The organism is Lactobacillus apis (genome assembly GCF_002837055.1).
Taxonomy (GTDB): Bacteria; Bacillota; Bacilli; order Lactobacillales; family Lactobacillaceae; genus Lactobacillus; species Lactobacillus apis.
On sequence record NZ_PDKP01000001.1, the window covers coordinates 258,119 to 282,436 of the forward strand.

The 24,318-nt window shown below is 35.7% G+C and carries 18 protein-coding genes; 13 read left to right on the plus strand and 5 right to left on the minus strand.

The window, feature by feature from the left end:
• The first annotated feature begins 227 nt into the window (after positions 1 to 227).
• The 5 genes from CRG87_RS01320 to CRG87_RS01340 all read left to right on the plus strand — a co-directional run bounded on the left by CRG87_RS01320 (position 228) and on the right by CRG87_RS01340 (position 5,418).
• The gene (locus tag CRG87_RS01320) at positions 228 to 1,415 is read left to right on the plus strand and encodes an MFS transporter (RefSeq protein WP_074425508.1); all 1,188 of its coding nucleotides are present in this window, start codon (positions 228 to 230) and stop codon (positions 1,413 to 1,415) included.
• Positions 1,416 to 1,834: 419 nt separating this feature from the next.
• Positions 1,835 to 2,803, plus strand: coding sequence for a mannose-6-phosphate isomerase, class I (gene manA / locus CRG87_RS01325; RefSeq protein WP_074425507.1), 969 nt, complete (start codon positions 1,835 to 1,837; stop codon positions 2,801 to 2,803).
• A 27-nt stretch (positions 2,804 to 2,830) separates the two neighbouring features.
• Positions 2,831 to 3,226 (plus strand): SdpI family protein, encoded by a 396-nt coding sequence (locus CRG87_RS01330; protein WP_074425506.1) that lies wholly within the window; start codon positions 2,831 to 2,833, stop codon positions 3,224 to 3,226.
• Complete coding sequence (locus tag CRG87_RS01335; protein ID WP_046306599.1) at positions 3,223 to 3,960, plus strand: response regulator transcription factor; 738 nt, start codon at positions 3,223 to 3,225, stop codon at positions 3,958 to 3,960. Before CRG87_RS01330 ends, CRG87_RS01335 begins: the two co-directional genes overlap by 4 nt.
• A gap of 6 nt (positions 3,961 to 3,966) precedes the next feature.
• Positions 3,967 to 5,418: a sensor histidine kinase gene (locus tag CRG87_RS01340; RefSeq protein WP_046306601.1), complete on the plus strand. Its 1,452-nt coding sequence runs from the start codon at positions 3,967 to 3,969 to the stop codon at positions 5,416 to 5,418.
• Positions 5,419 to 5,463: 45 nt separating this feature from the next.
• On the opposite strand, the gene CRG87_RS01345 is transcribed toward CRG87_RS01340, so the two are convergent.
• On the minus strand, positions 5,464 to 6,330 hold the full coding sequence (locus CRG87_RS01345) for an SPFH domain-containing protein (protein WP_046306603.1): 867 nt from the start codon (positions 6,328 to 6,330) through the stop codon (positions 5,464 to 5,466).
• 39 nt (positions 6,331 to 6,369) lie between these two features.
• Positions 6,370 to 8,562, minus strand: coding sequence for an LTA synthase family protein (locus tag CRG87_RS01350; RefSeq protein ID WP_074425505.1), 2,193 nt, complete (start codon positions 8,560 to 8,562; stop codon positions 6,370 to 6,372).
• 144 nt (positions 8,563 to 8,706) lie between these two features.
• On the opposite strand from CRG87_RS01350, the gene CRG87_RS01355 reads away from it, so the two are divergent.
• The 4 genes from CRG87_RS01355 to CRG87_RS01370 all read left to right on the plus strand — a co-directional run bounded on the left by CRG87_RS01355 (position 8,707) and on the right by CRG87_RS01370 (position 13,587).
• Complete coding sequence (locus CRG87_RS01355; protein WP_046308099.1) at positions 8,707 to 9,330, plus strand: VanZ family protein; 624 nt, start codon at positions 8,707 to 8,709, stop codon at positions 9,328 to 9,330.
• Between the two features lie 81 nt (positions 9,331 to 9,411).
• On the plus strand, positions 9,412 to 10,758 hold the full coding sequence (locus CRG87_RS01360; RefSeq protein ID WP_074425504.1) for a glucose-6-phosphate isomerase: 1,347 nt from the start codon (positions 9,412 to 9,414) through the stop codon (positions 10,756 to 10,758).
• A gap of 112 nt (positions 10,759 to 10,870) precedes the next feature.
• Positions 10,871 to 12,259: an MFS transporter gene (locus CRG87_RS01365; RefSeq protein WP_074425503.1), complete on the plus strand. Its 1,389-nt coding sequence runs from the start codon at positions 10,871 to 10,873 to the stop codon at positions 12,257 to 12,259.
• A 239-nt stretch (positions 12,260 to 12,498) separates the two neighbouring features.
• Complete coding sequence (locus CRG87_RS01370) at positions 12,499 to 13,587, plus strand: PTS sugar transporter subunit IIC (protein WP_074425502.1); 1,089 nt, start codon at positions 12,499 to 12,501, stop codon at positions 13,585 to 13,587.
• Between the two features lie 99 nt (positions 13,588 to 13,686).
• Here CRG87_RS01370 and pgmB read toward each other — a convergent pair whose 3' ends face one another.
• From pgmB to CRG87_RS01385, 3 genes are read right to left on the minus strand one after another with little or no spacing between them, the layout of a single operon-like run.
• Positions 13,687 to 14,346 carry a beta-phosphoglucomutase gene (gene pgmB, locus CRG87_RS01375; RefSeq protein ID WP_074425501.1) on the minus strand — a complete coding sequence of 220 codons (660 nt, stop codon included), beginning with the start codon at positions 14,344 to 14,346 and terminating at the stop codon, positions 13,687 to 13,689.
• Positions 14,327 to 17,143, minus strand: a complete 2,817-nt coding sequence (locus CRG87_RS01380; RefSeq protein WP_074425726.1) for an alpha-L-rhamnosidase — start codon at positions 17,141 to 17,143, stop codon at positions 14,327 to 14,329. Before CRG87_RS01380 ends, pgmB begins: the two co-directional genes overlap by 20 nt.
• A 15-nt stretch (positions 17,144 to 17,158) precedes the next feature.
• Complete coding sequence (locus CRG87_RS01385) at positions 17,159 to 18,862, minus strand: glycoside hydrolase family 3 protein (protein ID WP_046306615.1); 1,704 nt, start codon at positions 18,860 to 18,862, stop codon at positions 17,159 to 17,161.
• A 148-nt stretch (positions 18,863 to 19,010) separates the two neighbouring features.
• On the opposite strand from CRG87_RS01385, the gene CRG87_RS01390 reads away from it, so the two are divergent.
• From CRG87_RS01390 to CRG87_RS01405, 4 genes are all read left to right on the plus strand, one after another.
• Positions 19,011 to 20,021 carry an AraC family transcriptional regulator gene (locus tag CRG87_RS01390; protein ID WP_074425500.1) on the plus strand — a complete coding sequence of 337 codons (1,011 nt, stop codon included), beginning with the start codon at positions 19,011 to 19,013 and terminating at the stop codon, positions 20,019 to 20,021.
• Positions 20,022 to 20,193: 172 nt separating this feature from the next.
• Positions 20,194 to 21,387, plus strand: a complete 1,194-nt coding sequence (locus tag CRG87_RS01395) for an MFS transporter (protein WP_074425499.1) — start codon at positions 20,194 to 20,196, stop codon at positions 21,385 to 21,387.
• Positions 21,388 to 21,621: 234 nt separating this feature from the next.
• Positions 21,622 to 22,896 carry a PTS sugar transporter subunit IIC gene (locus tag CRG87_RS01400; protein ID WP_046306619.1) on the plus strand — a complete coding sequence of 425 codons (1,275 nt, stop codon included), beginning with the start codon at positions 21,622 to 21,624 and terminating at the stop codon, positions 22,894 to 22,896.
• A 2-nt stretch (positions 22,897 to 22,898) separates the two neighbouring features.
• Entirely contained in the window at positions 22,899 to 24,317 is a 1,419-nt protein-coding gene (locus CRG87_RS01405; protein ID WP_074425498.1) for a glycoside hydrolase family 1 protein, read from the plus strand.
• Position 24,318 lies beyond the last annotated feature (1 nt).

Here is a 24,318-nt window from a genome sequence, read left to right on the forward strand (position 1 = left end):
CAGTCTAATTAGTGCTATAGTTAAAGTAGCAGAAAAAATCTAAAAATATTATTAATAGCTAAGTACCTATAAAATAAGTAATTTTACTTTTAAAGTGTTAAACGTGTGACTATTTTTCAAAAAGGAAAATAATAGGATATTTGTATTTAAATCAAAGCTTTTAGCTATTTTTATGGTTAAGAGCTTTTTATTTACTTTGATTTTTAGCTAGAAAGAGCATTGTAGGGATGAAAAAACTAAAAGAAGAATCTAAGCTTTTATTGGGATATGCAATTTCAGGAATGGGTGATCAATTTTACATTTTTGCAATTCCATTGCTAATGCTGTCTAAAACACATTCTTCAATTATCATGGGACTGCTAACAGCAGTTGAATATCTTCCTACTGCCTTGTTCGGCTTGATTATAGGACCTATTTACGATATTTATTCAAGAAAAAGAATTATGCTTATTTCACTAGTGATGCAAATGTTGCTAATACTTTGTGTTCCAATTTTGACTGCCAATAATGTCTCAATTTATTTAATACTTCTTATTGTCTTTTTGCTTGGCAGCTTTGATCTAATCTCATGGACAGGTTATCAGATATTTATTGCCGAATCTGTCGATACAGAAGAATTATCAAGCGTTTCAGGTAAAGTTGGATTAATTTCATCTATTCAAAAAACGTTTGGTCCAGGGATTTCTGCAATTATTATTGATTTGCTTAACTATATGGGTGGATTCTTACTTGATTCACTTAGCTTCGGCTACCTTGCTTTAGTAATCAGAAACTACCAACCACTGCATGAAGAGAAAAATGCAACCGCTCAGAGCTCTTTCAAAAAAGGTACAAAAGACGGTATAAAATTCCTGTTCTCACAACATACAATAAAGTGGTTAATAGTCAGCTTTTTAGTTGCTAATATCGGTTTTCAAGCAGTTATACCAATGTTAACTTTCGTATTAAAGCAAGCTATGAACTTAAGTGTAAATATGGTCAGTATTTTCTTTACGGTCTCAGCGGTTGCAAGCATCATTGGAAATTTTGCTTATTTACATTTAAATAAAAAGTTCAAAATAGGATTTCAACTAGTTATGATTGGTCTGTTAATTGCATTAGGTTTTGCAATTATGCTTAATACCAAGTCCTTTATAATGGTAACTGGTGGTTACGCACTTGTTTCGTTTGGTAGTGTATGGTCTCAAGCAAATTTCTTTACGATTATTCAAGCAAAAACGCCAACTCAATATAAAGGAACAATTACAGCAGTTTCTACATCTTTAACTAGAATAATAGGACCAATCATGTCTTTAGTAAGTGGAGTCTTAGTTAATTGTGAAGTACATTTGATTTTTATCGTAGCTGTTATTTGCTTGGCAGCTTCCGTTTTACTCAATTTTGTAAGTGGCTTAAACAATCTAAAAGAACTATAGTCTGCAACTTTTTATAAACAAATGTTAATTTGTTATTGAAAAAACAAGACTTACTTTATAACATATAAGTGATGCAATCCATGATTAGTAATTAACCACATCTAGTAAAAATTGCTTATGGATTGCTTTAAAATTATAGTATGATAGGTTTTTATACTGGTTATTTCAAATAGCACACAAATTTGCTTAATAAAAACATATAAAGAAAAACAATATAAAGTTACTGCAAAATATTACTTATCAATTATCTAGCTTGTTGCGATAGGATTTCTTTTTTATTTTTTAAAATTAGGCTGTATTTTTGAATTAACGATTTATAAAAAAATATTATTATTGTAACAACAACTTGTTTTCATATTTGAAAATTTGTTTTAATTTTAATGTGTAAAAGTTTAAACTTATATATGAGGTGATAGGGAATGGAACCGATCTTTTTAACTCCGTATTTTAGATCAAAAATATGGGGTGGCCGTAAGCTAGAAACAATCTTTAACTACGATATTCCTGATGGAAAAGTCGGAGAAGCATGGGTTATTTCAGGTTATAAGGAAGATGCCTCAACGGCAACAAACGGCGAATTAAAAGGTAAGAGCTTGCGTTCGATTTATCAAGAAAACCCTGAGCTTTTTGGTAATCCGAAAAGTAAGGAATTTCCACTATTAGTGAAGTTTCTTGATGCTAATGATGATTTGTCTGTCCAAGTTCATCCAGATGATGATTATGCTGAAAAAGTAGAAAATGATCGTGGAAAAACTGAAAGTTGGTACGTATTACAAGCTGATCCTGGTTCTTATTTAATCTATGGTCATACTGCAAAAACACGTGCAGAATTGGCTGATATGATTAACAAAGGCCAATGGGATAAGCTTTTGCGGAAAGTTCCAGTTAAAGCAGGTGACTTCTTCTACGTTCCGGCAGGTACAATTCATGCCTTAACTAAAGGAATAATGGTAATTGAAACGCAACAGTCAAGTGATGTTACGTATCGCTTATATGACTATGATCGAATCGATGACAAGACTGGACAAAAGAGAGATTTACATACTGAGAAATCTATCGATGTTACTACCGTTCCTCACGTTGATCCTAAGCTTAACGGCAAGATTGAACAAGATCAAGATGCACAAATTACGACCTTGGTTGCTCCACCTGTATCACCACATTTTTATCTATGGCAAATTGATTTAAATGGTGAGTGGAGAACGGGCTTAAATGAACACCCGTATCTGCTAGTAACTGTAATTGATGGATCTGGTCAGCTAGAAACTGAATCTGATTCATACCAATTAAAAAAGGGTACAAATCTGATCATTCCTAATCAGATGAAAAAATTCACTTTCACTGGTAAAATGAAAATGGTTATTTCTGCTCCAGGAAATGACAAATAGATTTTCAAAATTAAAAGAGGGAAAAGTATGATATATATCGCTTGTGGATCAGTTATTATGGTTGTGGGAATTATCTGGCTAATTAATCCTCCTCGAAAACCTCATCCACTTTACGGATATTATTCATACCTTGCTCAGACTAATTCGACTAGTTTTAAGTTTGCTCAAAAAAAGGCTAGTCTTTACTTTATCCTTTTTGGCGGAATACAGTTGCTAATTGGAATCGGTGTCCATTTGCTGAATTGGGATCGATATTTCCTAATTTGGCTACTCACATTTTATCTTTTTCTTATATTTCCAATTATGGCAACAGAGAAAAGCTTAAAGAAGTTTTTGATCAATCGCCATGAATTGCCACATGATTACGTTAATCCTGATGACGTAAAGCATGGGAGAACTAAGGGATTTAGGGACCGAAAATGAAATTAAATATCTTAATGGTTGAGGATGACCAGTCCGTTGCAGAGATGATGGAAATGTTCATCAAAAAAGAGGGTTGGACAATGGAGGTTGCTACTGATGGGGAGCAAGCGGTTGAAAAATTTTCTGCTAATCCGGATCAGTATAATTTAGTTACACTGGATTTGAATTTACCAAAAAAAGACGGGATCCAGGTTGCTAGAGAAATTAGAGAGAAATCGCCAACTATTCCAATTATTATGCTGACGGCGAGAAATAGTGAAGCAGAGCAGATTTTGGGCCTAGGCGTAGGTGCAGATGATTATGTTTCAAAGCCATTTAGTCCATTAGCTTTAATTGCAAGAATCAAGGCTCTTCAGCGAAGAATTGATATAGAAGAAAGCCAAAGTAGAGCTAAAGCTAAAGCAGAAGCTGATAAAGTAAAAGAAAAGTTTGATGTTGAAACAGAACATATTAAAATTTCTAAAGACAGACGTGAAATCTTGTTTGATAACAAAAAAGTACCAGATATTACCCCAAAGGAATTTGATTTGTTGGCTATAATGGCAGAAAAACCTAAGCAGGTTTTTTCACGGAGCCAATTAATTGACTATGTTTGGGGCTATAATTTTTTTGGCGAAGAACGAACAGTCGACGCACACATCAAGAAATTACGACATAAGCTAGAAAAAGTTGGAGCAAACGTCATTCAAACGGTCTGGGGAATTGGTTACAAATTTGACGATTCACAGGTTTAATAAATTATGAAATTGATTTATCAGCACATGCTTAGCTTTTTGCTGATTATTTTAACAACTGTTGCAATTATTGGCTATTCCGAAATTGCTTATGTAACAAACCAATCATATTCGCAAAACTATCAGCGAATGGAAGACTATGCGTCTTCTTTAGGCTCTTTGGCGGCGACGGATAAAAAGAATGGCACATTAATGTTAAATGCAAATTTCCTGAAGCAAATGGAATTTGTCTTACGTGGTGATGATCTTCATCTCCGTATTTTTGATTCAGATGGTCGCCAAATTTATCCGAAGACTGCTAAAGACTTACACCTTGCTTCTGATATATATGGTATTTTGAAACAAGGGCAAGAAATTCGTATTAAAAATAATAACGACTCTCATTCTTATATGGGCCACACTAATGATCCATGTACTGGTGTTCTTGTTCCTTGGATGAGTGAGCACAAGATGATTGGTGCAATTTGGCTTGGCGCTAGGGTAAAAAACGTTGAAAGACCAATAGCAATGGCGAAGCAGAATTTGGTAAATGCTTTTATTGTTGCATTAACTGTCGGAGCTGCCTTAAGTTTAGCTTTGTCATATTACACTACTAGCAAAATTAAGCGCCTCTCGATTGCAACTAAGAAAGTTACTTCCGGTAATTTTGATGTGCAGCTCAATTATAAGGGAAACGATGAAATTGATCAGCTAGCCGATAACTTTAACCAAATGGTACGGTCGCTGAAACAGTCTGATGAAGAAATCAAGAATCAGGAAAAACGGCGGGATCAGTTCCTGGCTGACGCTGCTCATGAAATGAGAACGCCTCTAACAACCATTAACGGAATTTTGGAAGGATTGCAATATGATGCGATTCCTGAAGACGCTAAGCCTAAGTCAATTTCTCTAATGAAAAAAGAAACTAAAAGGCTAATCAGATTAGTCAATGAAAATCTTGATTTTGAAAAAATTCGCAATAATCAGATTTTGTTGGTTAAAACATCATTTAATGCAACTAAGATATTAGAAGATGTGAAAATGCAGCTTTCACAAAACGCTGAAAAGGAACATGATGAGATTCGAATTGCTGCACCTGGCGATTTGTCAGTTTATGCGGACAAGGATCGCTTTACCCAAATAATTTTCAATTTGGTTCAAAATGCAATTCAATTTACCAAAAATGGTCAAATAGTAATTAGTGGCCGAAGGAAAGACCATGCTACAGAAATTGTGGTTATGGATAACGGAATTGGAATGAGCGATGAACAAATGAAGTATATCTTTGATCGTTTTTTCAAAGCTGATCCGTCAAGGGCTCGTCAAGGAACTGGTGAATCTGGTCTTGGCCTTTCAATTGTCTCTTCGCTAATTAAGCAGCATGGTGGCAAAATTAGCGTAGATTCGAGTCCTAACGAAGGAGCTATTTTCACAATCACTTTCTTTGATGAAGGATTTGAACAGTATCTATCTGAATAAACAAAAAGCACTTCAACTGAAGTGCTTTTTGTTTACTCTTAGGTATTATTCTTTTTTGTCAGTAGATTTTTGCCAAATTTTTGCTGTAGCAGGTACTGCACCTAAGTTAGTCATATCATCTTTATCGACTACAATTAGGTTAGAAGGACCAGAAGCAAGCTTGTTAAAACTATCTAGGCTTTGGTTTCTAAAGTAACCATCTGAAGCTTTATCCAAGCTTGCCTGTAGCTGATTAATTCGGTATGCCTCAGCATCGGCTTCAGTTTTGACAGCTTCAGCTTTAGCCTTTGCAGTGGCAATTAATGCCTCATTTTTGGCCTTAGTGGTTAATTCAATGTTTTTAGCTTCGCCTTCGGCTTTTTCAATTGCTGCAATTTTTTCTCTATCAGCAGTTAGTTGTTTATCCATTGCCTTTTGAATTTCAACACTAGGAAGTAATTCATCAATATTGACACGAACCACACGAATACCATATAAATCTGTCAAATCGCCAATTGCATCAGCAAGTTGTGAATTGATTTTACTAGTTGAACCAAGGGCATCGTTTAAGTCCATCCGACCAATGATATCGCGTAAGTGTCCTCTAATTAATTCAACCATCGACTTAACTGAATCGGTATTGTTGTAAAAGTACTTATATGAATCAGTTACTAAATAGTTTAACGTCAAACTAGTGGTGATTTCAGCATTGTCCTTAGTAATAATTGAGTACTTAGAAATTTCTGCTGGAAACATTGCTAATGAAACGCGTCGCAATCTTTGAATTACAGGTATGACAAACACAAGGCCTGCTTTAACTGTTCTTGAGTATTTACCTAGAGTTTCGATTAGTCCTTCGTTATTTTGAGGAACAACTCGGCAACATGATAGAAATAAAAGAATAACGACAATAACCAAAATTAAATAAACCATAGTCAAAACACCTCAAATTATAAAAAGATTAAGTATGTCTTAATTATATTCTCTTTTTTTCTTTTGGCTATCATTATCCCTTTTTTTATCTAAATGATTTTCTGCCACTGATTCAGGAATTTCTGTTATTTCGTAGTGGCGACCATTTAATTCAGGGGCATCAGTACGATAAAAGCGAGTAGTAGAGTGCTTATGTGTGGAGATTAGTGCTGTTGATTTGGTCTTTAATTTTGCTCTTAAGGCTTCCATTTGCTGGAAGTTACTCAAGTAATCGAATTGACCTGGATCAACTGGTTTGAACCCCTTCGGGGTGTAAAAACGTAAAAGGTTATGGTTATTGAGCAAATCAGAGTACTTAAGAGCCAACTTTCCTTTTTTGGCTAGTTCAGCAATTTCTTTGTTTTCTTTTTCAGTATAATTGATAATTTCTTTGCCACTAATTCGATCGTAAACAGTGCCTTTTTTACCTTTTCCGCCGATAATAACATATTTTTGACTGACAATTGTGCCATTTCTAAAAACAATCCACGGTTTGTACTCCGGTGATAACAGGTCATTACCAAATTGAATATAGTTCTTATTGGAAATGCCAAGTAAGTGAAGTAGTGTAGGTAGAACATCAATTTCTCCTGCAACTTCGTTCATAATCTTGCCTTTTAAGCTAGGCGAGTAAAGCATAAAAGGTACGCGTTGCATTTGGACATTATTATAACTATTCCAAGTATCCGAGCTTTCGCCAATAATAGGAGCCAAGGTTTCATTTTCGGAATTACTTAAGCCGTAGTGGTCACCATAAATCATTACTACTGTGTTTTTCATTAAACCAGATTTATTCAAATAGTCGAAAAATTCCCTGATTGCTTGATCAAGATAGTGGGCCGTTTCAAAGTAGTTGTTGATAGCTTTGTCAGATGTATCCGCAGTTTTAAAGTTTGGATCGCGATCTTCTTCGTCCATATCAAACGGGGTATGATTGGTAACGGTGATAAATTTGCTATAAAAAGGTTGCTGCATGCGTTCAAGATATTTAACACTTTCAGCGAACATGACTTTATCTTTGATTCCGTAACCAATACTATCGCTTTGATCATGACTGTAATAATTTTGGTCAAAGAAGTAGTTATAGCCCATATTTTTGTAGACATCGTCACGATTCCAAAATGAACCAACATTACCGTGAAAAACGGCTGAAGTGTAATTGCCATTTTCGCGTAAAATTTGTGGCGCGGCTTGGAAGGTATTTGAACTACCTAGCGCAGTAAAAAGTGAACCGTCTGAGATACCAAATGTGCTTGTTTCAAGCATGTTTTCTGCGTCACTGGTACGACCAATTCCAACTTGATGGTAGAAATTAGAAAAACTAAGTGAATGACGACTATGATAGATTGAGTTAAGAAAAGGTGTGACTTCCTTGCCGTTAATTTTGAGATCGATTACGAATTGCTGGAAACTCTCTAGGTGGATTACAATGACGTTTTTGCCTTTGGCAGCACCATAATACTGAGGGCTAACTGGTAACTTGTTTTTACGTGTATAAGCCAATATTTTGTTTAAGTCAGCAGTGTTAGCATTACGATTTACTTGCTCAGTTTGTTCATTTTTCACGCCGTCGTACACGGTAAAAGTGTCAATTCCTAGGTACTTAACAATGTATGAACGATCAAAAGTTGTCCCTAAAAGGCGTGGACGTGACGATTCTGCTAAAAAAACATTGAGACTTAAAATTAGGGCTCCACACGTTGTGATAGTAAATGGAGTTAGTAACCCATATGATTTTTGGTCAATTTTGATTTTATGAGCAAGCAAAAGTCCTATCACAATAATTAAGTCAAGCCATAAAATTAGGTCAGAGGGCTTTAATAGGGCGACAGCACTTTTTCCAAGACCTGGTGCTACTTTAGCTGCATTAGTCATTGTTTTGACAGTAATGAAGTCTGCAAATTGTCGATAATTTAAGATGTTAGCAAAAAGCAAACCAGTATTGGCGAAATCCATTATCAACATGATGACATAGGATACAACTGGTTTAGAAAAGTAAAATCCAATGCTTAGTAATAAAACGGCCGATCCGATAGGACTAATCCACATGATAATGTGTTGGTAAGGATCACTAATGCCCAGGTTAAAATCATGATAGGCAGCAAAAATATATTTTAATGTGAACAAAATAACCAACAGACAAAAAAAGCCTGTACGGGTCTGGATAAAATTAATCAGCTTCTTTTTTTTCAAGTTGAACTCTCCTTATTTAATTATTTTAGAATTTTCGCGCACTTTAGACAATCATTTCTGAATTGTTAGTCCTTTTTTAAGAAAAATTTGGCAAAGATTGGGTATAATCTAGATGAACACTAAATTTATAGGACTTGAACTAAAATGATATTTCTAGGACCGCTATATAACTTAATTGCTCAAAGTTATGCAACTAAAGTTAATCATTTTGCCTTAATTAAGTTAATTATGTTGGCATTTGATAAGACAATTTTTTATTTTTTGGTTTTCATGATTTTGCGTTTGTTTTGGTTAATGGTGGTAAGACGAAGGCGAACACTTAAATCAGAAGCGACGGTATGGCTGTTTGCTTTTTATTTAATTTTGATTTTAATGTTAACCACTTTTCGCCGAACATATTTCCCATGGCAACTTTCTTTCAATTTCCATCGACCGCTAAGTGATATTAATCTCGTATTTATGAAAGAAACTTGGAAGATGTACTATGCTCAGAGTCGGTTGGATTTTATTTACAACTCACTAGGTAATGTGGCTTGCTTTTTACCTTTCGGTTTTTTAGCACCATTTGTTTTTTCAAAAAAGCAAACTTTTATCAGGGTGTTAGTAGCAGGCGTCTTATTTTCAGTTTTTATTGAAACAATGCAGTTTTTACTCGCAACCGGTGTGAGTGATATTGATGATGTCTTTTTTAATAGTTGCGGGGCAGCCCTTGGTTATTTACTATACTGGCTTTTTCAACAATTACGAGTAAAGCTGAAAACAATTTAAAAAGCGCTGGTATTTATAAAATAAGATTGCTAAAATGGTTTTGTGAAATAGATATTTAATTCAATAAAGGGAGCGTATTTTATGAGTTTAATTAAATTCGATAGCAGTAAATTAACACCATTTGTTCACGAAAATGAACTAGGCGAAATGCAAGCAATGGTCGATGCTGCATCTAAGGAATTAAAGGAAGGTACCGGTGCAGGTAGCGACTTTTTAGGTTGGGTTGACTTACCAGTTGATTACGATAAAGAAGAATTTGCTCGTATTAAAAAAGCAGCTGCAAAAATTCAAGCCGATTCGGAAGTTCTAATTTGTATTGGTATCGGTGGCTCATACCTTGGAGCCCAAGCTGCCATTGAATTCTTAAATAGCGCTTTTTATGGTAAAGGCAAAGATAAGTACCCAACTGTTGTCTTCTGTGGTAACTCACTTTCTGGTTCATATCTTCACGATTTGATTGAATGGTTAGGAGATAAGGACTTTAGCATTAACGTTATTTCTAAATCTGGTACAACCACAGAACCTGCTGTTGCATTCAGAATCTTTAAAGATAAGTTAATTAAGAAATACGGTAAAGAAGAAGCTCAAAAACGTATCTTTGCTACAACTGACCGTGCTAAAGGTGCTCTTAAGACTGAAGCAGATGCTGAAGGCTATGAAGAATTTGTTGTTCCAGATGACATTGGTGGTCGTTTCAGCGTCCTTTCTGCTGTTGGTTTATTACCAATCGCTGTTTCTGGTGCTGACATTGATCAACTTATGCAAGGTGCTGCTGATGCACGTAGCGAATACACTGATACTGACTTATCAAAGGCAACACCATACCAATACGCTGCTTTACGTAATATCTTATACCGTAAAGGATACACTACTGAAATTGTCGAAAACTACGAACCAACTTTGAGAATGTTTAGTGAGTGGTGCAAGCAATTAATGGGTGAATCAGAAGGTAAAGATAACAAGGGCATTTGGCCAGCAAGTGCAAACTTTACAACTGATCTTCACTCATTAGGTCAATACATTCAAGAAGGTTTACGTAACTTGTTTGAAACAGTTATTAGAGTTGAAAATCCTGCAAACGATGTAGAGATTCCTTCGGATGATCGTAATTTAGATCAATTGAACTTCTTAGAAGGAAAGAGCTTAAACTTTGTTAACGATCGCGCATACGAAGGTGTTGTTTTAGCTCATACTGATGGTGGTGTTCCAGTTATGACTGTTAATATTCCAGATCAAACTGAGCACACATTAGGCTATCTTATTTACTTCTTCGAGTTAGCCATTTCAATTTCTGGTTACCTCAATGGCATTAATCCATTTAACCAACCAGGTGTTGAAGAATACAAACGTAACATGTTTGGTCTACTAAACAAACCAGGTTACGAAGCTTTACATGATAACTTAGTATCACGTTTTGAGCAAAAATAAGGATAATGTGTCCTGTACATTGTTATCTGATCGGTGAAAACCGATTAAGGATTGGAAAGGGTAAAAGCTAATTGGCTTTTTACTCTTTTTTATTACCGGGAGGTTTAAGAGAATGGAAAGAAAAGCAGAGACGCCAAAACATATTTTGGCAATTGTTAGCTGCGCACTGATGGCATTTGTATCAATCTTAACGGAAACAAGTTTGAACGTTACTTTTCCTACGTTAATGAAACAATTTCACATTGGTCTAGGACTTGTTCAATGGACCACTACAGGCTACCTTTTAACAATTGCAGTTATTATGGTTGCAAGCTCATATTTAAACGAGCGCTTTTCGGCTAAACAGCTATTTTTAACAGCAGCTATTTCATTTATTGGCGGCTCAGTAGTTGCTGGACTTGCACCTAATTTTTGGGTTTTGCTTGCAGGGAGACTCATTTCATCCGTGGGAGCTGGTTTGTCAATTCCACTGATGTTTAATTTGGTTGTTGAACTAATGCCGCAGAAAAAATGGGGCTTTTATATGGGATTAACCGGTCTAGTAGTTATTCTTGCCCCATCTTTAGGACCAACATTTGGTGGGACAGTTGTTTATTATTTTGGCTGGCCATTAATTTTTCATATTGTTGCTTTAATTGCTATAGTCGTACTAATCATCGGAGCTCTGTCAATTGAGCAGTACCACGAAAAAAAGCATCCAAGCTTTGATTGGGCGAGTTACTTTGTGATTGCTGCGGCTATGATTATCTTTAACTTGGGCTTTAATCGAATTAGTAATGGCTTCGGTGATCCATATTTTTGGTTAAGTATGGCTGTTGTTGCAGCGCTAGTATTCCTTTTTATCAAACTGTCGAAGAAGAGCAAAAAGAAGCTAATCAACTTGGATATTTTCAAAAATAAACCATTTGTTTTCGCGATGATTTCTTATTTATTGCTACAGTTTATTAATATTGGAACTAGTTTCGTGTTACCAAACTATGTTCAAATTGTTAATCATGAAAGCTCACTCATTGGCGGGTTAGTTTTACTTCCGGGATGCATTTTAAGTGGCTTCTTGAATCCATGGTTTGGGCATATCTATGATCAAAAAGGGCCAAAACTTCCATTTTTAACTGGTACAATCTTTTGCTTTACGGCAAGTATACTATTTACCATTTTCGGTCTGAAAATCTCAACAGTTATGGTGGGCGTTTTCTACGGCATTATGATTATTGGGCGACAAATGGCGTTCAACAATACAATGGCTGAAGCATCCAAATTGCAACCTGATGAATTACATACTGACGCTACAGCTGTCTTTCAGACTGGTCAGCAGTATGCTGGATCGATGGGAACAACGGTTATGGCCACAATTATTTCGGCTTGGCAAAAGAAGCCAGGCAATTATTCTGTTTTAACTGCCCAGGGAAGTCAGGTTGCTTTCTTAGTTATGTCAATCATTAGTGTCATTATTTTCTTAAGTTATCTAAATTTATTTAGGTTAGAAGCAAGAAATAAATAGAAGTGCGTTGTTATAGAAATGAAAAGGAAAGCTTAATATGATGGCTTTCCTTTTTTTAATGAATCAAACTCATTTTTATTTAATTTTTACTTTATTTTTTAATTTATCATGTTAAACTATTGATAATATCTTTGAATGGGAGGAAAAAAGAATGCAGCTGAATTCAAGCCGTTTTTACTTGCAACGAATTATTTTTAAATGCAATCAACATTAAAAATTAATTCGAAGGAGTATTTCTTATGGCTGACACAACCACAACAAACAAATTAACAATCAAAACATTTTTTAACAATATTCTGGCAGGAACTGCAACTGGGATCATTGTTGGTTTGATTCCTAATGCAGTAGTAAGTGCAATTTTAAAGTTATTTGGGCAGAATGCAATTACCGCCAGTATCGGTCAAGCATTACTGATTTTCCAATGTGCGACACCGTTGTTGATTGGGGCATTAATTGCAATCCAATTTAAAATGGTTCCGTTGGATGTAGCTATTGTAGCTGCAGCAGCATATGTCGGATCAGGCGTAACTAAATTTGTTCCGCAAATTGTCAATCCAGCAACTAAAGCACAAGGTGTGTTTGTTTCTGCTGGAACTGGTGATTTGATTAATACTATGATTACTGCCGGTCTAACTGTTTTCCTACTATTACTGGTAGGGGAACGTTTTGGATCAGTAAAAATTGTAGCTGCTCCGATTATTATTGGGGTTGGCGCAGGCTGGATTGGGTTATTAATTTTACCTTATGTAAGTAAAATTACCACTTGGTTAGGAAACGTTATTAATTCATTTACTGATTTACAACCAATTTTAATGTGTGTATTGATTTCCTGCATGTTTAGTATTTTGATTGTTTCACCAATTTCGACGGTTGCGATTGGCATGGCAATTCAATTAAACGGGCTTTCAGCTGGTGCTGCAGCTATGGGTGTAGCAGCAACGACAATTGTGCTAGTTGTTCATTCTTGGCGCACAAATAAATCAGGGGTAACAATTGCAATTGCGTTAGGCGCAATGAAAATGATGATGCCAAATCTATTTAGACATCCAATTATTCTTCTGCCCTCACTAATCACAGCAATTGTGTCTGCAATACCTGTCGCATTATTCCATGTATCTGGGACTCCTGCATCAGCAGGATTTGGTCTTGTAGGCATTGTTGGACCACTGGCTTCAATGGATGCAGGTAAGTACAGTTTGAATTTCATAATGGCACTGCTTGTTTGGATTGTTATTCCAGCAATTGTTGCAGTAATTTGTCGCTTTTTATTTGAAAAAGTGCTTCACATCTATGACGAAAAAGTAGTTTTTGCTTATTTAGGTGAATAAAAAATAAAGAAATAGCCAATTTCGGTAAGGAAATTGGCTATTTTTGTTTGATTTGATTTTTAGTTAGTTTTTTAATTCAAAGGGTAGATATAAGTTGTTTTAATTATGCTTTTTCCATGCGGTTTCTATTTGCTCATAGCTTAATTTGGAGGTATCAGGATAGAGCAAGTAGGCTTCGCTAAGTTCATTTTCATTACCGACACCTACTGAAAAGGCACCTGAAGAGTTTATTGCTTTAATTCCAGCGATTGAGTCTTCGATTCCAACGCATTCTTTTGGAGATAAGTTAATGGCATCAGCTGCGGCGATGAAAATGTCGGGTGCTGGTTTTCCTGCTGCAACTTTGCTTGGATTTGCAATTGCATCGAAAGTATTAATAAGCTCTAATTTTTCTAGTATATAAGGACCGTTCAAGCTTGCAGAAGCTAGTGAAAGCTTAACATTATGTGCCTTAAGTTCAGAAATAAGTTCAGATATTCCAGGTAGGATATTAGCAGGGGTTAAGTTGGCTAATAACTCACGAAAAACATCATTCTTTTCTTCAGTCATTTTGTTAAATTCAGAATCAGTTACTTTAATGTCTAAATAGTTCAGAATTGCAGTAAGTGAATCAGCACGACTTACGCCTTTAGTTTGGACTTCTAATTCATCAGGTAATTCGCGATTAAAGTGGTCTTTGATGAGTTTTCGCCAGGCTTGAAAGTGGTAAACCGAAGTATCGGCAATTACACCATCAAGATCAAATAGTACGCCCTTCATTTAAAAACTTCCTTTCACTAGCCAATGGAGTCTCTGCTAAAACAGCTTTGATGTTAGCGAAATCTTCATCGGAGATATTAACAAATGGTAACATTGTATTCATTTCAATTAATGAACTTCCACCAAATGTGTCAAGGTTATTTTGATCTTGTAAGAAACCAAAGACACCATTCAGTGGTGACAATTTTTCTACTAATTCAGAATCTGCCATAAGGTCTTTGGCTGGCATATCAATGTTGTAGTATTCGATATAGCTAGAACTTGGAACATAACTGATAGAATATTGTCCACCGGTTAGCTTAAGTGGCAGACTAGTGGCTTCACCATTAAGCTGAACTTCACCAGTAGCACGTGGTAATTTCACTGTTACTTGTTGACCAAATGGAATATTCAGGTTGAGCTTGATTGTGTGTTGTTCATCAGTTTCAAGTTGGTATTCAATTTGAAGATCACCGTATGAACTTTCATAATGACCTTGAACATGCTTGAGACGGTAATCAAATTGTGGTGCCAAAGTGACTTCTTGATAGCCATTTGTTTGAGAACTGATTCCAAGTACTTGCTGGTAAACCCACTGCATAATCGCACCAATAGAGTAGTGGTTAAGTGAGTTCATTCCTTCAGGATTCATTGAGCCATCAGGCATAACTGAATTCCAACGTTCCCAAATTGTTGTTGCACCTAAATTAACTGCATAAAGCCAACTTGGGAAGTCTTCATTTAAGAAGATTTGTGTTGCAAGCTTGTGTTCGCCGTTTTCAGAAAGAACACGACAAACAATTGGTGTACCAACAAAACCAGTCTTTAGATGGTTATTATCTTTACCAAGGCGAGTAACTAGGTCTTTAACGACACGTTGCTTTTGCTCATCAGGTACTAAATCAAAGGCTAGAGCTAATGCATAAGCTGTTTGTGTATCAATTGATAAACGTCCAGTTGCAGTAATATATTCGTTAGAAATAGCTTTTTTAATTGCTTTAGCTTGTTTTGAGTACTTAGCAGCATCATCGCTAAAACCAAGTATTTGTGCTGTTTCAGCGACAATAGAAGTAGAGTAGTAATAGTAAACAGAAGCAATGAAGTCTTCATCAGTTTTACCAGTTGGCATTGCTGGATTTTCACCATCTAGTGAAAGCCAGTCACCGAATTGGAAGCAGCCTGTCCAAAGGTTCTTAGTTGAAGTGTTTTTACCAATCCATTCAACCCAAGCTTTCATGCTTGAGTAATTTTGACGTAAAATAGCGGGATCATTATATGCTTGGTAAACAGTCCATGGAATAATTGTTGCAGCATCACCCCAAATTGCAGCGCCACCGCTACCATTACCCATTGCTGGAGCATACATTGTGAGCATGCCATCATGAGCATTCTGTTCGATTTGCATATCACGTGCATATTTCTTAAAGAATGCATAGGTATCCATGTTCAAAACGGCTGTTGCTGAAAATACATCTGCATCACCAGTCCAACCAAGACGTTCATCACGTTGAGGACAGTCGGTAGGGACATCAAAGAAATTACTCTTTTGACCCCAAATTACGTTTTGCAAAAGGCGATTGACTTTCGCATTATCTGTTGTAATTCCGCCAGTAGTTTTCATATCGGAGTAAATGACTGCTGAGCGAAAATCTTCTTTCTTAAGTGGCTTGGTATTACCTGTAACTTTTGCATAGCGGTAACCATAGTAAGTAAAGTGGGGACGAACCCATTTTTCTTTACCACCAGAAGTATACTTGAAGGCGGCGCGGGCTTCACGAAGGTTGTCCCGGTAAAAATTACCGTTTTGTAAAATTTCCCCAACTTGAAGTTCAATTGTTTGTCCCGCAGGTTCATGATTGAAAAGCTCAGGCCAACCTGCATGATTTTGGCCAAAATCTAAGACAGTTTCACCAGCAGGAGTTTGAATGATTTCTTTAACTGGTAAGTATTCTTCAACTTTAAGTGGCAAGCTTAAACGATCATGCAGAATTTCTTTAGAGTGATCAATGATTACTGCTGGTTCCCAGTTAGTAATTTCCTTTGTGTCATCTAAGTCCTCACCGTAGTAAATTGCTGACTTAGTAACTTTTCCAGAAGTTGTTTGCCATGAATCATCCGTGTTAATTACTTCTTCAGTCCCATCAGCAAAGGTTAAATGCAGTTCTGCAATGGCCATTTGACGATCACCATAAATATTTTCTTGACCGCCGTCAAAGCCGAAGTTTCCTTTATACCAACCGTCGCCTAGAGAAATCAATAATTCATGCTTTTGAGTTTTTTGTAAAAAACTAGTGACATCATATGTCTGAACTTGGGTTACTTGATCATAGGCAGTTACACCAGGCGCAAGTAATTCATCACCAATTTTTTCGTTGTTGAAGTAAACTTCGTAAACACCTAAACCAGTCATGTAAAGACGTGCACTAGTAATTTCTTTATCTAATGCAAATTCTTTTCTTAACAAAGTATTTTGCAAATCCTTGTTACTGTTTCCAATCCAGTTAGCTGAAAATGGTTCAGTTATTTTTCCAGTTTCGAAAAAACTATCCTTAGTTATTTCATCACCGGCATTTTGAACGGAAACAGACACTGTATAGTGGGTACGAGGTTCTAACTCGATTGCAAAATCAAAAAAGTTATTGTCATAGTTTTGCCAATCAGAGTCGTAAACAGCTTCATCGGTTTTTATAATGACTCTTTTTTTGGTTTCCGTCATAGGTTTAGAGCTATTTACACTAAATTCAATATGTAAATGGTTATCTAAGTCAAAACCAAGTGGAGTGGTCATATGGTTAATTGAAATTTGACTAATTTCGATCATTTTTAGCTCCCTTTACAAGCGTGTGTCAAAACGACCACAGAATGGATCAACTGGGTTAGTACCAATGAATTTTTCTTCGCCGGTCATCTTTCTCAGCAATGCATCAATGGTAACGTCATTACCTGTATATGCGTTGACGTAAGTTGAAACCATTGGAATATCGAAGAGGTGATATGGGTTGCAAGTTGAAACAAAAACAGTTGGAATGTCTTTCATGAACCATGGAGCATCAGCAGCCATTAAGTGAATCCAGTCAAGACGGGTAGTGGTTTGATTAGAAGCAGTTTCAACGTTACCAACGTAAAAAGCTAAGTCAAATTGGTCTTTTTCGTATTGAACACCACCTGCAAATACTTCTTGGAAGTTTAAGTGTTGGCGATCAAAGACAGTAACTTCAAAGCCTTTTTCTTCAAGTTTTTCCTTAAATTTAGCAGTAACCTTGCCACCTTCTTTAAAGCCACCGTCATCGTTGTCACCTAAAACTACTAGGCGAACACGAGGATATTTTTTAGGTGTAATTGGCAACAAGTTGTCACGATCTTTAACAAGGGTAACTGATTCAGTTGCAACTTTAGCAGCTAACTTTTCATGTTCAGCAAGCTTTAAGTCAATGTTACTTGAAGTAGGTTCACAAAGTTCACAATCAGTGTTCATAACACCTTGTGCTACCTTAGTTCCGATAATTCTAGTAACAGCTTCATCCACTCTGTCCATTGAAATGGTACCGTTAGCCACTGCATCAGTAATGAACTTGTAATCTTCGTCAATGTCTTTGTTGAATAAGATCATGTCGATTCCTGCGTTAATTGTAGCTGGTAAAGCTTCAGAACGTGGCATGATTGCATTATAACCAATCATTGGCGTAGCGTCTGTAATTGTCAAACCGTTGAAGTTTAAAACGTCGCGAAGTAGGCCATCAATTAATAATTTAGAAGTTGAGGCTGGACGCAAGTCTTTATCTTCAATTCCTGGTTGTAATTTTTGTTCCCAAGCAGGTTGCATAATGTGAGCAATCATAATACTTGGTAAGCCATTTTCAATTAAGTGGTGGTATATTTCACCGTATGATTCCATCCATTCATCAGCAGAAAGTGAATTGATTGAACTTAAAAGGTGTTGGTCGCGTTCATCAACACCGTCACCAGGGAAGTGTTTAGCAACAGGAATAACGTGATTAGCATTAAGTCCTTCGATTTCTGCATCGGACATTTTAATTACGCGGTCCTTGTCACTACCAAAAGTACGTGAGTTCATAATTGGATTGCGGAAGTTCATGTCAAGGTCAACAATTGGTGCAAAAGACATGTTGCCTCCAACTTGTTTTGCTTCATAACCTGAAACATCACCGAGGTTATATGCGTTTTCTGGATTATCAGTTGCTGCCACTTGAAGTGGACGCCCAACCCAAGTACCTTCATTAACCAAGCCATTACCACCAGCTTCAAGGTTTGCGGCAATTAATAGTGGAATATCACTTGCTTCTTGTGAAGTGGCAATTTCATGTTGCAATTTTTTAGCAGCGTCAGGACGGTACATGATTCCGCCTGGTTGATACTTTTTAACAAATTCTTTTAAGTCTGTGTTTTCTTCGTCTTCACCAATAACGAAGAACAGTTGTCCAATTTTTGCTTCAGTTGACATGCTAGCTACTTTTTGCTTTACAAAGTCGATTTGTGAAGCAGACAAGTTATAAGGCTTTTTCGATAAGTCTGTCATAATTTTCCTCCGTGTGCTATAAATATAAATTGATTTCGAGTTTATTTTAATCTAGTGTTTGTTTTTGTGCTATTGCCAAAAGTCATAAAAGTTGTGTTGATATCACAGTTTTATTTTTTAATGCTTTTAATCATAAAAGGAGGTAAAAATGAAAGACCAAGTATTGAGTTTACTTAGGAAAAACAATGCGCCGCGAGATTGGGAAGATGTGCTTGCTACTGTTAAAGAAAGCGGTAATTTGACTAAAAGAGTAGGCAAGGTAAACGATGAGCCAATTTATCGTTTTTTTGACACATATTCAGATGATTTGACTTTAAACAGTAGTTCAATTTCAATTGCGGTGCAGCCAACTGAATCATTCGTACCGTATCATCTTCATAATTATATTGAGATTATGATACCCTTAGTGGAGGATTGCACTGTGGTATTAGAGCATTCAGAAGTCAAGGTCAATCAGGATGATTTGATTTTTATGGGCAATCGAACCGTTCATAAAGTGAAACCGATTAGTAAAAATGGAATAGTAGTAAATATTGCCTTGCGAAGCTCAGCTTTTTCACTAAATGAACTAGATTATTTAAAAAACAAAAAGAATAGTTCAAATATCTCAAATATTCTTTTCTCACTTTTGTCTGATGAAGAATATGGTGAAGGAAGATATAGTCTATTCAAGACAAATCATGATCGAAAAATAACTGAGCTTATCTATGATGTAATCGATGAATATTATCATCCTGACATTCAATCTGACCAGCTGATTAGGTTGGAAATGCTCACACTTTTTTCGCGGTTAATCCGTCAGACAGCAAATTCAGAAATAAAGGTAAAAGATTATCGCAAAAAGAACAATAATCTGTTGTCACTTCTTTTATACATCGAAAAACACTACAGCCACATAACCCTACAAGAAATGGCTAAGCGTTTTGGCTTTAATCCTAATTATTTGTCTGATTATCTTAAAAAACAAACCGGTAAAACCTTTATTCAGCTGGTTCACCTGCAAAGAATAAATGTTGCTGCTGAATACTTGACTTATACCACTGCTCCAATTGAGCGAATCGCAAATCGAGTTGGGTATGAAAATCCATCATATTTTTATAAAATTTTCAAAAAATATTTTGGAATTTCACCAGCTGAATACCGTAATAAAAATAGTTAAAAACGTAGCTGATATAATATCTTGTCAGCTTTTTTTGTACATGTTATTTTAAATAAAAACTGGGAAATGAATATAATTCTTCTGTTTTTTGGATATGGTCAAATTCTTGCTCTGGCTAATATACTTTTTAAGTGAAATCTGAAAGCGAATTCTAGCTAAGGAGAAGAATTTAATGAATAAAAAACAGATATCCAAAGCGATAGGTATTCTAAGTATGAACCTATTGTTAATGCTCTCAACTGCTGTAACTTCAGCTATAGCTGCGATTGCAAAATCATTTCCATCTGAGCCAATTTCTAAAGTTCAATTAATTGGTTCAATTCCTCAATTAGGTCAAATTATTGCTACTGCTTTATTTGCCTACTTGACATTTAAAATGACCAGAAAGAATCTAGGTCTTTTAGCAGTTGCTGTTGTTGGAATTGCTGGAGTTATTCCAGCTATCTACAGCAGTAGCTTAAATATTATTTTAGCCTGCATGGTTTTAGTAGGTTTTGGTACGGGAACAATTACTAATGTTGTGCCAGTGCTATTACAAGAGAACTTCGAAGGTGAAGCTCGCGCTACAACAATGGGTTGGGCAACAGGTGTTACTAACGTCGGAATGATGATCTTTACCGCTCTTGGTGGAGTTCTTGGAAGTGCAAATTGGCGTAATCTTTTCTGGGTATACGCATTAGCTTTAATTGTCTTCATTTTGGCACTTTTATTGATTCCACAAGATAGTAAGCTTGCTAGTTCAGACAAAGATAAGAAGTCTGGTGAAAAGACAAGTTTCTGGAAGCTATTAAAGAACTTTAATGGTCTTGTTTATGTACTTTATCTTGTAAACTTCATGCTTTCATTAGCAATGATGACTTTCCTTGCAAACCAATCTATCGTTTTAGCAGCTCAAGGAAAAGGAACTGCATATGTGGCAATGGTAACCGCGCTTGGTAATGTTGGTGGTATTATCACTGCTACTTTCTTAACTTATATTAGAAAATTCACAAAGAGCGATACAATTGCTTGGGGATTTGTTGCATTCGCGCTATCATTCATCTGTATTGTATTCTCATCAAATGTTGTGCTTCACATTATCGGTAATGCCTTCTCAGGGATGGGGATTGTTCTAGTTAATGCCACAGCTCCATTTGAAATGTCACTTTTGACAGACCAGAAGCAATTCCCATTGGCTATTTCAATTAATACATTACTTGGTTCAATTGCGGGAATGATTGTTCCAATGTTACTTGCAGCAGTAAAAATTGCACCAGGACATGATTCTTATATTGCAGGAATTGTAATCTCAGCTGTAACTGCTGCTGTACTGTTCATTACTCGCTTTGGTTCAAGAGTAGAAAAGAACAAACAAAAAGAAGCTTAATTACCAAATCTAGATATGCCAGTGCTGATAATGGCTCAGTACCTCCAAAGAAAAATACATCTAAGTAAAAAGAAGACCAGTTTTTAATTTGAAACTGGTCTTTTTATGTTCATTAGTTTTAAAAACTGGGAAAAAGACATATATTTCCTGTTTTTTGAATATGGTTATGTCATTTTTTTACTTATATACTTTATTTTACTGAAAGCGATTTATGTTATTTAAGGAGTTTAAGAAATGAAAAAATTTCAAGAGTGGCTAGAAAAATATCTAGTTCCGTTTTCAAATAAGCTAGGACAAAATAAGGTCCTACAAAGTATTTCATCTGGAATGGTTATGACACTGCCAGTGACAATTGGTGCGTCTATTTTCTCTATTTTTGCCAGTTTTCCAATTAAACCTGTAGCAGATTGGTTTGCTAAAGTTGGTATTACACCATCCATGACTGCTATCGTTAACGGTACAATGAACATTTTAGCTGTTTTCATTGCCTTTACAATTGCTTATGACTATGCTCAAAAGTCTAAGGCAAACGGTGTTGTGTCAGGTCTATTAAGTTTGGCCAGCTTTTTCATTTTGATGCCGCAAGTTATTCCAGGCAAAACACCAATTAATGCATTTAAGATTAACTATCTAGGTAGTGAAGGTATAATTGTTGCTATTTTGCTATCAATTTTAATTGGTGTCTTCTATGTTAAATTAAGTAGAAACAAGAAGTTAACAATTAAACTACCTGATTCAGTTCCTAGCATGGTTAGTTCATCTATTGAACCTTTAATTATTGGAATTATTATTTTTGTTGGCGTATTTATTGTAAGAGCTATTTTTGACTTTTCACCATTTGGAAATGTTTTTGACTTTGTTAATAAGCTAATTACAACTCCATTATTACATGTAGGTGGTTCACCAATTACATTAATTTTAATTATGGTATTATCCAACCTATTATTTACCTTTGGTATACATCCAGCTGCTATTCAGTCAGTTATTATTCCAATTGTAATTTCAATGATGGTAGGTAGTACTCCAGCATATCAAGCTGGGAAAACTATCCCATATTTAAGTAATCTAGTTGTATTTTCATTTGCAAATAATGATGCTGCTGGTGCTACACTAAGTTTAGTTCTAGTTGCGTTAGTTTTTGGTAAGTCTAAGCGTTACAAGGAATTTTTCAAAGTTTCAGCTTTACCAAACATTTTTAACATCAACGAGCCAATAATTTTTGGTATGCCGATTGTATTAAACCCAATTATGTTTATTCCATTTATTTTATCTAGTTTTGTATCCAGTGGTGTAGCTTTATTAGCTGTTAAAATTGGCTTCATTACTAATTACAATCCAAGCTTAGGAATGGGTATGCCTTGGACAATGCCTAAATTAGTTGCTGATGCAATGATTATGGGCTGGCAAGGTGCAGTTATTTGGATTATCAACTTTGCATTAATGTGTGCAATCTATCTTCCATTCTTTAAGGTTGCAGACAAGCAAGCATTAGAGGAGGAAAGTAAATAAAAATGAGCATTCAAAAGCAACTCAAGGACGATTTTCCAGCTGACTTTTTGTGGGGAGCAAGTACTTCAGCTTTTCAGGTTGAAGGTGCAGCTAATGAAGACGGTAAAGGCGTTACAGTTGCTGATTTACGTTCACAGAAAAGTAAGTATATAGATACTTCAGTTGCAGCTGATCATTATCATCATATTGAAGAAGATGTAGCCTTAATGGCCGAGCTTGGCCTAAAAAGTTACCGTTTTTCAATTTCTTGGGCACGTATTTATCCTCATGGTAATGATGAGGAGCCAAACCAAAAGGGTATTGATTTTTACAATAAGCTAATCAACTTATTGGTCAAAAATAAAATTGAGCCGATAGTTACATTGTTCCATTTTGATTGTCCAGAAGATTTGGTTAAACAATATGGTGGATGGGCCAATAGAAAAGCAATTGATGATTACTATCGCTATGCTAAAACTGTCTTTGAACAATTTGGTGACCGTGTAAAATACTGGTTAACTATCAATGAACAGTCACTAATTGCCAATGTACCAGCGATGAACGGAATTACCGACACTGACATGCATCGTTTAAGAGAAAAAGGCGAGAATTCAAACTACAATATGTTTTTAGCTCAAGCTAAGGTTTACTCACTGTGTCATAAAATGTTTCCTAATTCCAAAATAGGTCCAGCTGTATCATATATGACCAATTTCCCTTACGATCATACTTCTGCTAATGCACTAAAGAGTAAATCAATGGAAGATATGATTTCCTTTATTGATATGGACGTTGCTCTTCGTGGTGAATTACCTAGCTATTATTTACGCTACCTTAAGGAAAGCAATATAACACTTGATGTACATGAAGGTGATGCTGAAATATTGCAAAATGGAAGAGCTAATTTCTTAGGCCTAAACTGGTACTCAACTTCAGTGTTCAAATTAAGCAATGAAGAAAGCCCTAAAATGCTCGATGGTGTTATTTCTAATGTCGAGAAGGTTAGGGACGATCGTTTAATGAATTCTGAATGGGACTTTTCATACGATCCTGTTGGTTTACGCTTTGCCTTGCAAAAGGTTAATGATCGCTATCCAAATATTCCAATTATTATTACAGAATGTGGTTGGCCAGAACGTGAAGAGCTTGAAAATGGAAAAGTTCATGATTCAAAGAGGGTTAAGTACCTTAACGGACATATTTATGAATTACGTGAAGCGATTAAGGATGGCGTAAATGTGATTTCATTTAATCCTTGGTCATTTTTGGACTTATTAAGTGTTAACGATGGCATGGATAAACGATATGGCTTAGTCTTTGTTAATCGTGACAATAATTCTGAACGTGATATGAAGCGTTATCCAAAAGATAGTTTCTACTTTTATCAAAAAGTAATTGCCACAAACGCTAAAAATGTTACTAAATTAGAGATAGATGAATAAG